Origin of the sequence: Saccharopolyspora pogona (assembly GCF_014697215.1) — a bacterium.
In the GTDB taxonomy this organism is placed as follows: domain Bacteria; phylum Actinomycetota; class Actinomycetes; order Mycobacteriales; family Pseudonocardiaceae; genus Saccharopolyspora; species Saccharopolyspora hattusasensis.
Genome location: NZ_CP031142.1, coordinates 9,327,117 through 9,340,938 on the forward strand (window position 1 = coordinate 9,327,117; position 13,822 = coordinate 9,340,938).

Genomic DNA, 13,822 nt, shown 5'->3' on the forward strand with positions numbered 1-13,822 from the left:
GATGCCGAGTCGTCGACCATTTCGTTGTTGTCATCCCTTGCCCGCATGGTTGCGGGCTTCGAAGGCCGATCCGCTGGGGACGTCGGCTTTCTGGAAGTGCGTGACCTGGTGTCGTTGGTGGGGAGGGCACGAGAGGTCCTTGGTCGGGTCGACGGCGATCCGAAGGCGGCTTTGGAGGCGATGTGGAACGCCGATCAGCCTTGGCGGCGAATGGGGGACAGGCTGGCCGAGCTCGTGGCGAGCGCGCGTGACACACAGACGGTGGAGTGGGCTTGGGGGTTGCTGGGTGAGTTCGAGGACGCTCGGTCTGTGGTGGTCAGGGAGCCGGCGGAGTCGCAGGCGCGCCTGAACGCCGTTGTCCTGACTCCATTCATGACGAAGATTGCCGAGCGGTCTGGGGGTGGCTGGAGAGAGGCTGCGGCGGAGGTAGGGCTGGGGGACGGGACCGGTCTGCCAGCCGATTTCGAGCAGTCCCTGCTGAATCTGGCGGGGCTGTACTGGGATCTAGATCCGGATCTGTCCAGATTTGACAAGGCTCCGCTGTGGATGCGGCGGCTCCGATTGTTGATCGATGCCGGCTTCGATGACGGCAGGGAGGGTGCGGCCTGCTACGCCAGGACGGAGGACGATCTTTGGAGCCTGATGGTCGATCTGCCGGTCCCGGCGTTCAACCCTTACACCGGAGAGGACGAGGCTCATCCATCCATGGGGGTCAAGGAGTTTCATCGCTGGCTCAGGCGGATGGATCTTGTGCACGATCTTGGTGGTGTCGGCAGGGTTGTAGGTGCGGTCGGCGCGGATTTGGTGGGTGGTAGGCGGCTATTCCCGGTTGTACGGCTGGCAGAGCAGTTGCACGACGTGACGGCGGACATGGAAATGTTCCACGGTCTGGCGTGGTTGGCCAACCAGCTTGATCCCGTGTCGTCGAACATTTCGTTGTCGTACCTCACCAACATGCTTGCGGGAATGGAAGGCCGAGCCGATGGGCAGGCCTCCATTTTGGACGTGCATCGCTTGGCGGAGTTGGTGGCGAGGGCGCGAGGGTTTCTTGGTCAGGTCGACGGCGATCCGAAGGGAGCGTTGGAGGCGATTTGGAAGGCCGACAGGCGTTGGGAAAGGACGAAGCACCGGCTGACCGAGATCGAGGAGACTGCGCTTGACGACGGTGACGAACAGATGGCGGAGTGGGCCATGGGATTGCTGTTCGACTTTGAGGACGAACGGTCTGTGGTGGTCAGGGGGCCGGCGGAGTTGCAGGCGCGCCTGAACGCCGTTGTCCTGACTCCGTTCGTGACGATGATTGCTGAGCGGTTTGGGGGTGGCTGGAGCGAGGTTGCGGCGGAGGTAGGGCTGGGGGACGAGGCTGGTCTGCCGGCTGATTTCGAGCAGTCCCTGCTGAATCTGGCGGAGTTGTACTGGGAGATAGATCCGGATCTGTCCAGATTTGACAAGGCTCCGCTGTGGATGCGGCGGATCCGGGTGTTGATCGATGCCGGTTTCGACGACGGCAGGGAAGGTGCCGCCTACTACGCCCGGACGATTGATGATCTCCGGAAGCTGGTGGCCGATCTGCCGGGGGTCAATCGTCAGACCGGACAGGACAGGCCTCGGTCGCCCGGGACTGTAGGTGGCTGGGAGATTCGTCGCTGGCTTGAGCGGATGGATCTGGTGGACGACCTTGATTACCGCAAGCTCGTCGGTGAGATCGGCGAGGGTTTGGTGGGCGGTAGGCAGCTGTTCCATCTCATAGAAAGGGCAAACGAGTTGTACGGCGGGTGGCCGGAGATCGGGACGCTACGCGACCTGGCGCGGGACCTGCGGGTTGCGGAGGCACAGGATTCGGTGCAGCGGCACATGACTCGGAAGGTGGAGGAGCGCCTGGCTCTGGTTGAGTCTGAGCCGGAGGAATTGGCGACTGGTCCGGTATGGAATTCGGTGCGGAATACTGTTCTGCGGGCGGAGATCGGGGAGTTGGCGGGGCGTATCGAGGCCGAGCGGGGGGCGTTGGAGGGGTTGGTGAGTGACGCGCGGCAGGAGAGGGGGCAGGACGACGCAGTCCCGCGTGGGCGGGAGAGAACGGCTGAGGAGCTGACGGGGGGTGCGGAATCGCCTGGTGCGGGGGCGTCTTCGTCTGCTGGCGCGGATTTGCGGGGGGCTGGGTCGGCTGGGGTTTCGGGCGCTGGTGTGGAGGGGCTGGGCGTGGCGGGTGGGTCGGTGCGGGGGGTGGAGGTGATTCGGGCGGGGATTGTGTCCTCGGATGTGGGTGAGGATGTGCGTGCCGCTGTGCGGGAGTTGCCGTTGAGGGAGGGCCGGTTTGTGGTGGTGGTGCGTGGTGATGGTGAGGGTGGCGTGGTGGTGGATGGGCGGTCGGTGGATGCGCGCACGTTGGCCGGGGTGATTCGGCGGTCGTCGAACTGGGATCCGGCTGCTGTGGAGTCGGTGTGGCTGTATGCCTGTGGGGTGTCCGAGGCGTTTGCGCGGGCGTTGGATGAGGCGTTGGGGTCTGGGGTTCGCTGGACGCGGGACATGGTGTGGTTCGGTCCGGGTACCGGTGGGTTCGCTTCGATGGTTGCCGGCGCGTATGTGGGTGATGGTGGTCGGTTGCTTCCGGTTTTGCCGCCCAACGGCAGGTGGGAGTCGACTCGGCCGGACGGCGATGGGCAACCGGAGGTGGGCCCCTATGACCTTCGCTTGCCGGAAGACCAGAGCGGGCTGCGTCCGGACTGGGTGCACCTGCGCGCCCCGGTGGGTGAACGGTCGTATGGGCAGGGGTTTGACGATCTGATCGAGGAATCTGAGAGGGAAGTGGATCCGCTTGAGGATCTGATGTTCGAATTCTGGGAGGAGGCGGATCGACTCCGTGCGGCGCCGTTGTCTTTTCCCGGTGGTGAGGAGTTGGTGGCGGGGCTTGCTCGGCCGTTCGCGCGGGAGGGTGGGGATGGTTGGGAGGGGCTGGCGGGGGAGGTCGGGTTGGATGTTGGGGCGGATGATTTCCGGGAGGCTTTGAGGTCTCTGGCGGAGTTGGCGTGGGATGCCGTTTCCGATGGGGGCGAGTCGGCCGCGGTGGTTTTGCCGCGGATGCAACGGCTGCGGGTGTTGATCGACCTCGGCTTCGAAGACGGTGGGCAGGGTGCTGCTTTCTATGACCGGACGGTTGGCGATCTGCGGGAGCTGGTGGCTGATCTGACGAATCCGGTGTTCAACCGTGTGACGGGTCAGCATGAGACTCCGCAGCCGGAGGATGTGTCCGACGCCGAGGTTCGTCGCTGGATCGAGCGGATGAGCGTGGTGCTCCATCTTGGTGGTGTCGGTGGGGTCGGCCCGGATCTGGTGGGCGGCAGGCGCGGGTTGCGGGTGATACGGCTGGCGGAGCAGTTGTATGGCGCGACACCAGACAAGACAACGTTCGACGACCTGGCGTGGTTGGCCGGTCAGCTTGATCCCGTGTCGTCGAATATTTCGTGGGTCACGCTTACCAGCATGATGGCGGGTTTCGAAGGCCGAGCCGGTAGGTATGCCTCTCGTTCGGAAATGCGTGACTTGGTGGGGTTGGCGGGGAGGGCGCGAAAGGTCCTTGGTCGGCTGGATTCCGTTCAAGCCCCTGCCGATGTCGATGCCGGTGCTGATGAGGGTCAGCGGGTCAGTCCGGTGCAGGCGTTGGAGGCGATGTGGAACGCCGATCTGCCGTGGCGGCGAATGGGGGACAGGCTGGCCGAGCTCACGGCGCCCGGGCGGGACGAGCAGATGGTGGAGTGGGCTCGGGGAGTGCTGGCTGGGTTCGAGGACGCTCGGTCTGTGGTGGTCAGGGAGCCGGCGGAGTCGGAGGCACGCCTGAATGCTGTTGTCCTGACACCGTTCGTGACGATGATTGCTGAGCGGTTTGAGGGTGGCTGGAGCGAGGTTGCGGCGGAGATTGGGCTTGGGGACGGGACTGGTCTGCCGGATGATGCCCGGCAGTCCCTGACGGATTTGGCGGGGTTGTACTGGGAGGTAGATCCGGATCTTTCCGGATTTGACGAGGCTTTGCTGTGGATGCGGAGGGTTCGGGTGTTGATCGATGCCGGTTTCGATGACGGCAAGGTGGGTGCTGCCTTCTATAAGCGGACGATGGGTGATCTGCAGAGCCTGGTGGCCGAGCTGTTCAGCCCGGTGTTCAACCCTCAGACCGGACAGCAGGAGGTTCGGTCGCTCTGGGAGGTGGGGGTCAAGGAGATTCGTCGCTGGCTCGAGGTGATGGATCTTGTGGACGATTTTGGTGGTCTCGGCAGGGTTGTCGGTGCGGTCGGCGCGGATTTGGTGGGGGGTAGGCGGCTGTTCCCGGTCATAGAGCTGGCAGAGGAGTTGTACGGCAAGCGGCCGGGGGTGGAGATGCTGCGCGGTCTGGCGTGGTTGGCCAACCAGCTTGATCCCGTGTCGTCGAACATTTCGCGGGCGTCCCTTGCCCGCATGGCGGCGGATTTCGAAGGCCGAGCCGATGGGTACGCCTTTCCTTCGGAGGTACAGCGCTTGGTGGAGTTAGCGGGGATGGTGCGAGAGGACCTTGGTCAGGTCGACGGCGATCCGAAGGGGGCTTTCGAAGCAATTTGGAAGGCTGACAGGCGTTGGGAAAGGACGGCGAACCGGCTGGCCGAGCTCGAGACAACTGCGTTCAACGAGGGTGACGACCAGACGGCGGAGTGGGCCACGGGATTGCTGTACGAGCTCGAGGACGAATGGTCTCTGGTGGTCGGGGAGCCGGCGGAGTCGCAGGCGCGCCTGAACGCCTTGGTCCTGACTCCATTCATAACAACGATTGCTGAGGGCTTTGAGGGCGGCTGGAGCGAGCTTGCGGCGGAGGTAGGGGTCGGGGACGGAGCTGGTTTGCCGGATGATGCCCGGCAGTCCTTGGTGAATTTGGCGGGGTTGTACTGGGAGATAGTCCCGGCGCTGCCCGGATTTGACGAGGCTCCGCTGTGGATGCGTCGGATCCGGGTGTTGATCGACGCCGGCTTCGATGACAGCCGCGGCAGTGCCGCCTTCTACGCCCTGGGGTTTGACGATCTGCGGAGCCTGGTGGCCGATGTGTCCGGGCCGGTGTTCAACCCTCAGACCGTACAGGACGAGCCCCGGTCGCCCGGGACTGTGGAGATCGACGAGATTCGTCACTGGCTCGAGCGAATGGACGTGGCGCACAACGTTGGTGGCTACCACGCGCTCGTTAATCGGATCGGCGAGGATTTGGTGAGCCGAAGGCGGCTGTTCCCAGTCATACGGCTGGCAAAGCAGTTGTATCGCGGGATGGCGGACATGGAGACGCTGCATGCCCTGGCGTGGTTGGCCAACCAGCTTGATCCCGAGTCGTCGAACATTTCGTTTAGGTCTCTAGCCGACATGGTGGCGGGCTTCGAAGGCCGATCCGGTGGGCAGGCCTCCGCTGTGGACTTGTTTGACCTGGTGGATTTGGCGGTGATGGTGCGGAAGCTCCTTGCGGACGACGCCTATCCGGCGCAGGCGTTGGCGGCGATGTGGGCGAGCGGCCCGGTGCAGGCTTTGGAGGCGATGTGGAACGCCGACAGGTATTGGTGGCGAATGAAGGACAGGCTGACTGCGATCGAGGCCAACGCGGACGAACAGACGGCGGAGTGGGCCGATCGCGTGCTGTTTTCGTTCGAAGGCACCCGGTATTGGGTGGTCAGGGAGACGGCGGAGTCGCTAGCGCGACTGAACGCCGCGGTCCTTCCTTCGTTGGTGACGAGGATTGCTGTGCGGTTCAACCCGGATGGCAGCGAGGGTTGGGAGGGGCTGGCGCGGGAGGTCGGGCTTGGAGACGGGCTTGGTTTGCCGGATGATGCCCGGCAGTCCCTGACGGATTTGGCGGGGTTGTACTGGGAGGTAGATCCGGATCTTGGCAGGTTTGGCGAGGCTTCGCTGTGGATGCGGCGGATTCGGACGTTGATCGATGCCGGTTTCGGGGACCGCCGCGGACGTGCTGACTTTTATGCCCGGTCGGTTGACCATCTTCGGAGCCTGGTCGCCGAGCTGCCGGGGCCGGTGTCCCGCCCTCCGGCCGGACCGCCGGAACCCCGGTCGCCCGGGACTGTGGAGATCGACGAGATTCGTCGCTGGCTCGAGCTGATGGACGTGGTGCACGGCCTTGGTGGTTACCACGCGCTGGTCAGTGTGATCGGCGAGGGCTTGGTGGGCGGCAGGCGCCTGTTGCCGGTCATACAGCTGGCATACGAGATCTATGGCCAGCGGCCCAAGATGGAGACGCTGCATGACCTGGCGCGGTTGGCGCACGAACTCGATCCCGAGTCGTCGCACGTCGATTTGGATAGTCTTTCCGACTCCATCAGGAATTCCCTTGAACGCGACTACGGTATCCGCTTCGAGGAAGCGGACATGCGTCACTTGGTGTCGTTGGCGGGCGCGACTGGCCGGCTTGACGGGCGGCTGGATTCCGTCTCGCCGGGGGGTGTGCATCGCACGCCGGTGAGGTTTCAGATCCTGGGGTCGACGGAAAGCGTCGAGTACACGGCGTGGACGCGGTCGCCGTCCTACGCGGCTTCGGATGCCGCGGAGGGCGGTAAGACGCTGGTGGTGCTGGGGCATGGCGATGTGGTTGTGTCCCTTGACGTAATCGCCCAGATGCAGGGGCGTAGTAGTGCGGATGTGTTGGCGCGGGTCCATCTTCCTGGTCGGGGGCCGAGGTGGGTGGTGTGCCGTGTGGACGCGAGTGGGCGGCGTCGGCCGCGGTTGGTGAACGAACCGATGGCGGAGTTGGCTGGTGTGCCGTGGGTGGAGCCGTTGCTGTTTTTTGCGCCTGGTGACAGTGAGCAGGCTGCGCGCGTGGCGGGGTTGGTGCGGGGGTTGGCGCGGGGGTTGCGGGGTGTGCAGGTGGTGGGTGTGCATGTGACGGCGGATGGGAGTGCGGAGTTGCTGGATGGCCGGAGGGTCACGCCTGAGGACTTCGCCGAGGAGATGTGGAAGAACGAGCGCTTTGTGCCGGGCTTTCCGTTGGCGTTTGTGGGTTGTGGCGCGTTCCGGCAGCCGGAGGGTGGGGCTTCGTTCGCCGACCAGGTTGCGGAGGCGTTGAGTACGACGGCGGACTGGGGGACTGATGGTGATGTGTGGCTGACCGAGGATGGTTCGTTTCACGCTACGAAAACGGTGGTAATGCCCGACGGTCGTATGCTGCCGACGTTCGTTGCTGGTAAGGGGACCGGTCATTGGTACCGCCGTGAATCGGGTGAGGGCTTGGTCGAGCACGGTTCGGAGTTGCGGGCGGCGTTCAACGGCTGGGCCGAGCCGCGTTATGCGCAGGGGGCACACCCCGCCCCGTTGATCAGGTGGGCAGGCACACCAGGACCAAACCGATCCGGGCTCGCCGGCGGGGCCGGACCAGCACAGCCGTCCGATGTGGATTCCGTCCGGGTGCCGTTTGGTGAGCTGATGCCGTTGAGGGATCCGGTGGATGCGCGGACAGGGTCTGAGCTCGATGGCGTGGTGCTGGGCGCGGGGGAGTTGGCGAAGGTTTCTGAGGAGGGGCGCGCGGCGCTGAACGCTTTCCAGGCAGCGACGGAAGTGGCCGCGCGGCCGAGGTTGGCCGAGGCTGGTTTTGACCTCGAGGTTGGTGGTCACGCCGAGGTTGGTGGTCACAATGTTGTGGCGTTCCTGCGGATGCTGGACGGGTGGGGCGTTCTAAACCGTGCGGTGGTGGTGAAGAGGTGGAAAAGGACATGGAGCCCCCACAGGCGTTCGTCGTCGGATCGGGAAGGTCTGCCACCGGAGTTGGTCAAGGAGGGCGTCGAGGCCTGGTATGTGATGGGCGAGTACGCGCCAGGGGAAAGGCAGGAGAGCGCCAAGCGGCCCAACGACTTGTGGGACCCGCTGACCCAGGGGCCGCCGGGGGAGTTGTCGGCGGTGCCGCCGTATCTGGATCCGGACGGGGTATTGCCGCCGGATGCCATCCTGCTGGACACCGGTGGGCGGGTGGAGTTCTTCCTGCATGTGGTGGACCCGGCTGGTGGCAGGGTGGAGTACGGGCTGGCGGATCAGGGGCTGTGGCTTCGTGGTCGCGAGGTCGAATGGGGTGAATTGTTCGGGGCCTTGAAGGGTGAGGGGCCTGCGGAGTTGATGAGTATGGTCAACCCGGGGGTGCGCCGGAACCGGTATCTGGCTCAGGCGTTGGGGGTGGACGAAACCACCGCGCGGGTGTGGCGGATGTGGTCCCACCTGCCCGAAGAGTGGCATGCCGAGGCGTTGCGCCGGGCGATCACCGGGTCGGTGGTCAGCAAATACGGCGGGCGAGAAGCGGTCAAGACACTGGTCGAGACACTGGTGCCGGCTGGTGAGCGGTACCAGGCGCGGTTGCACGCTCTGGGCGAGCTCATGATGCGCCTGGCCGATCGCCGCCGTCTGCTGACGGAGTCGGGCGAGGAAGGGCGTGACGCTTCCAGCGCGGCTGACTACCGCCGCGAGCTGGAACAAGAGGTGGGCAGGCTCGGTGGCCTGGACCAGATGGCCGAGAGCAGGCCCGACATCCGGGTGCAGGTGCCGGGCCTCCGCGGTCCGGCACCGCAGGGTGCTGGTGTGAGAGGCCGGCAGGCCAGTCCGCGGGAGCTGAACGTGCTGCATGAGTTGGCGCACGCCCTGGACGGTCGTGAGCTTGACTACCTCAAGCGCTTCGTCGGCCCCGGGAACGTCGCCCAGGCGATCGGCGTTTTTCCGGGAGAAGTGAACAAGTGGCAGACGGGCGATCGTGCGGCGGTGCGTGGGATCGTGCTGGACACGATTGTCGCGGCGTTCGGCGGGCCGGAAGGGGCGGTCGCGGTGGCTGACCGATTGCGGGTGCTGGGCCGCCTGAGGCGCGAGCGGTTCTCGCAAGGGCTGCCGGAGAGGGCATCTGCCGCCGCGCAGAGCGTTTTCAATTTGTCGACCACGCGGGATTGGTGGTATTGGACTCTGGACGAAGTGGTGGACTACGTCGCCGGAAATGCTGTTTCCGCCGAAGTCCCGGATGAGGAATTGGTGCGTCACCTCGGTCCGGCCCGAGCGGCCGCGGTGACCAGAGTTTCCGAGTCCACGGCTCAGGCGTGGCTGGACCGCAGTAGCCAGCCCGACGAGGTCGATCTGCAGCTCATGCGCAAGGCTGCCCGGCTCTCGGGCTCGGAGCTGGTGCGTTACCTCGGCCCGGGCCGGGCACTCGAGGTGACCGACCGCGTCGAGTTGCCTGTAGACGAGTGGCAGGTATGGCAGTGGCTGGCGGGCTTCGTCGAGCCCCCCTTGGGGCAAGCTGTGAAGCTGCGTCAGGCTGTTCTGCGGGCTATCACCGACGGGGTCATGCAGGGGCTGCAGCCGGTGAGGCGGTTGGTGTGGAGCGAGAACGGGATACGGGAGGCTGAGCGCCGTCTCGCGTGGGCCGATGCCACGAAGGGAGACACGTTCCCGTCCGACGCACCGGAACAGTGGACTAAGGTAAACAACCCACATCCGCGTCTGCGGCCCGCATCGCGAGAGGTCATCGATGGGCTGGGGAAGTCGCTGAGGGCTTCGGTCAACTACATCGTTGTTCAGGTACTGCTCGGCAATAAGGTCGCGAAGGCCATGGTGGCGGGCTCGGGCATCGTGATTCCTGACCCGGGTCCTGAGGCGGCTACGGGGTTGCTGGAGCAGATCGCCGACCACCTCCGCGCCGAGAAAGAGATGCTGGACTCTGGTGTGTTGCGGCGGGTGGTGGGAGGCGCGGCGAGTGAGCAGTTCCAGGACGCCACCGGGGGTGTTGTCCCGCAGCTTCGCCTGACCCGTGGCCCCGATGCCGTGCGGAAGTTCATGCAGCCGACAGCGGAGGAGGATGATGTTCATTTCCTTGTGGTGAGGATACCGTCGGCGGCCTCGCAGGATGCCCCGCGGGCAGAGTATGTGAAAGGCAACGACGCGAATGCATTCCTGACCTCTGGTGACTTTTTTGGAGGCGGGCGGGCGCACTATTTCCTGGACACGGTCCAGGGTGATGACAGAAGGGTCGATTCCGCGTCGGCGTTGCTGCCGGAAGGGATAGAGGACGCGGTCGCCGATTTGGATTGGTGGGCTCAGCATGGCGGACTACGCGCCTCTGCGGGCGACGCCGATGGTGGTGGTTCCGCGGTGCCTGTGTCGCGGGGGGAGGGTTCGCAGCCCACGGCCGCCGACATCGCGAAGATTCTGGGTGGGCCGGTGCAGGTGGCGTGGCTGGATGGCCAGTTGCCGGCAGTGGCGGAGTTGCTTCAATTGCCGGAGTCCGAAAGGCTGGCCCGGCTCGGTAACCTGGCGGGGATTGCGGAGCTGGCCGAGTTGGCGGGCCGAATGGAGCAGTATCTGAAGGCGATGCCGCGGGGATTCGATCCGGACGGTGAGCACGCATTCAAAGTCGAGCGTGCGAAACGCATGGTCCGGAAGGGAGCCTGGACCACAAAGGATCTGCACACCGTCGAGGACAGGTTGCCTGCGATGCGGGAGGTCGAGAAGGAATGGCGCCTGGCATCCCAGGAACGAGAAGCGACCAGTAAGAGGACCCGAGACACCTCCACAGATTCCGCTGAAGGGCATGTACGCCGAAAGGCCTGGCCTGGTGGTGGGAGGGCGAACGAGGCCACCTCCGCCGCGGTGGGGGATGTCGACGCGATCGAACCGGCGCCCCTGTTGCCGGTGTCAGGGTTGGGACCGGTTTCCGAAGGCGATCTGCCTTCGCCGACGGCGCAGGACAGCCTGACGTCACCTGCGGGGGTGCCCGACGCTGCCCGGCTCTCGGGCTCGGAGCTGGTGCGCTACCTCGGCCCGGGCCAGGCAATCGAGGTGACCGACACCGACGAGGAGCCTGTAGACGAGTGGTATGCATGGCAGTGGCTGGCGGGCTTCGCCGAGCCCGACGCGGGGCAAGCTGGGAAGCTGCGTCAGGCTGTTCTGCGGGCTATCACCGATGGGCTCCTCCCGCCAAAGCCGTTGCGGTGGTTGGTGTGGAGCGAGAACGGGATACGGGAGGCTGAGCGCCGTCTCGCGTGGGCCGATGCCACGAAGGGGCGCGAGTTCCCGTCCGACGCATTGTCACAGTGGAAGGAGGTGTACTACCTAGATCCGGTTCCGCGGCCCGCATGGCAAGAGGTCATCGATGAACTCGGGGAGTCGCTGAGGGCTTCGGTCCAGTACATCGTTGTTCAGGTACTGCTTGGCAATGAGGATGCGAAGGCCATGGTGGAGGGATCGGGCATCGTGATTCCTGGCCCGGGTCCTGATGCGGTCACGGGGTTGCTGGAGCAGATCGCCGACAACGTCCGCGCCGAGGAAGACATGCTGGACTCTGGTGTGTTGCGGCGGGTTGTGGGAGGTGCGGCGAGTGAGCGGTTCCAGGCGGCTACCGGGGGTGTTGTCCCGCAGCTTCGGTTGACCCGTGGCCCCGATGCCGTGCGGAAGTTCATGCAGCCGACAGCGGAGGAGGATGATGTTCATTTCCTTGTGGTGAGGATACCGTCGGCGGCCTCGCAGGATGCCCCGCGGGCAGAGTATGTGAAAGGCAACGACGCGAATGCATTCCTGACCTCTGGTGACTTTTTTGGAGGCGGGCGGGCGCACTATTTCCTGGACACGGTCCAGGGTGATGACAGAAGGGTCGATTCCGCGTCGGCGTTGCTGCCGGAAGGGATAGAGGACGCGGTCGCCGATTTGGATTGGTGGGCTCAGCATGGCGGACTACGCGCCTCTGCGGGCGACGCCGATGGTGGTGGTTCCGCGGTGCCTGTGTCGCGGGGGGAGGGTTCGCAGCCCACGGCCGCCGACATCGCGAAGATTCTGGGTGGGCCGGTGCAGGTGGCGTGGCTGGATGGCCAGTTGCCGGCAGTGGCGGAGTTGCTTCAATTGCCGGAGTCCGAAAGGCTGGCCCGGCTCGGTAACCTGGCGGGGATTGCGGAGCTGGCCGAGTTGGCGGGCCGAATGGAGCAGTATCTGAAGGCGATGCCGCGGGGATTCGATCCGGACGGTGAGCACGCATTCAAAGTCGAGCGTGCGAAACGCATGGTCCGGAAGGGAGCCTGGACCACAAAGGATCTGCACACCGTCGAGGACAGGTTGCCTGCGATGCGGGAGGTCGAGAAGGAATGGCGCCTGGCATCCCAGGAACGAGAAGCGACCAGTAAGAGGACCCGAGACACCTCCACAGATTCCGCTGAAGGGCATGTACGCCGAAAGGCCTGGCCTGGTGGTGGGAGGGCGAACGAGGCCACCTCCGCCGCGGTGGGGGATGTCGACGCGATCGAACCGGCGCCCCTGTTGCCGGTGTCAGGGTTGGGACCGGTTTCCGAAGGCGATCTGCCTTCGCCGACGGCGCAGGACAGCCTGACGTCACCTGCGGGGGTGCCCGACGCTGCCCGGCTCTCGGGCTCGGAGCTGGTGCGCTACCTCGGCCCGGGCCAGGCAATCGAGGTGACCGACACCGACGAGGAGCCTGTAGACGAGTGGTATGCATGGCAGTGGCTGGCGGGCTTCGCCGAGCCCGACGCGGGGCAAGCTGGGAAGCTGCGTCAGGCTGTTCTGCGGGCTATCACCGATGGGCTCCTCCCGCCAAAGCCGTTGCGGTGGTTGGTGTGGAGCGAGAACGGGATACGGGAGGCTGAGCGCCGTCTCGCGTGGGCCGATGCCACGAAGGGGCGCGAGTTCCCGTCCGACGCATTGTCACAGTGGAAGGAGGTGTACTACCTAGATCCGGTTCCGCGGCCCGCATGGCAAGAGGTCATCGATGAACTCGGGGAGTCGCTGAGGGCTTCGGTCCAGTACATCGTTGTTCAGGTACTGCTTGGCAATGAGGATGCGAAGGCCATGGTGGAGGGATCGGGCATCGTGATTCCTGGCCCGGGTCCTGATGCGGTCACGGGGTTGCTGGAGCAGATCGCCGACAACGTCCGCGCCGAGGAAGACATGCTGGACTCTGGTGTGTTGCGGCGGGTTGTGGGAGGTGCGGCGAGTGAGCGGTTCCAGGCGGCTACCGGGGGTGTTGTCCCGCAGCTTCGGTTGACCGGTGGCCCCGATGCCGTGCGGGAGTTCATGCGGCGGACGGCGGCGGAGGATGATGTTCATTTCCTTGTGGTGAGGGTACCGTCGGTGGCCTCGCAGGATGCCGTGCGGGCAGAGCAGGATGCGGTGCGGGCAGTGTATGTGAAGGGCGACGGCGCGAATGCGTTCCTGGCCGCTGGTGACTTTTTTGGAGGCGGGCGGGCGCACTATTTCCTGGACACGGTCCAGGGTGATGACAGAAGGGTCGATCCCGAGTCGGCGTTGCTGCCGGAGGTGATAGAGGCCGCGGTCGCCGATTTGGATTGGTGGGCTCAGCACGTCGGACTACGCGCCGCTGCGGGCGACGCCGATGGTGGTGGTTCCGCGGCGCCTGTGTCGCGGGGGGAGGGTTCGCAGCCCACGGCCGCCGACATCGCGAAGATTCTGGGTGGGCCGGCGCAGGTGGCGTGGCTGGATGGCCAGTTGCCGGCAGTGGCGGAGTTGCTTCAATTGCCGGAGTCCGAAAGGCTGGCCCGGCTCGGTAACCTGGCCGGGATTGCGGAGCTGGCCGAGTTGGCGGGTCGGATGGAGCAGCATCTGAAGGCGATGCCGCGGGGATTCGATCCGGACGGTGAGCACGCATTCAACGTCGAACGTGCGAAACGCATGGTCCGGCAGGGAGCCTGGACCACAAAGGATCTGCACACCGTCGAGGACAGGTTGTTGCCTGCGATGCGGCAGGTCGAGAAGGCCTGGCGCGACCTGGCGTCCCGGCAAGCAGAAGCGACCCGCGAAGGGACGCGACCTACCTCCTGAGGTTCCC

1 protein-coding gene (running past one end of the window) is annotated in these 13,822 nt (G+C 65.3%); it reads left to right on the plus strand.

Annotated features, from left to right (window positions below):
* Positions 1 to 13,815 carry the final stretch of a WXG100-like domain-containing protein gene (locus tag DL519_RS43885; RefSeq protein WP_190824661.1) on the plus strand. The gene continues 19,068 nt to the left of window position 1, outside the view, so 13,815 of the gene's 32,883 nt are visible here — the last part of the coding sequence; its start codon lies off the left edge, out of view; the stop codon is at positions 13,813 to 13,815.
* The last annotated feature ends 7 nt before the right edge of the window (positions 13,816 to 13,822 follow it).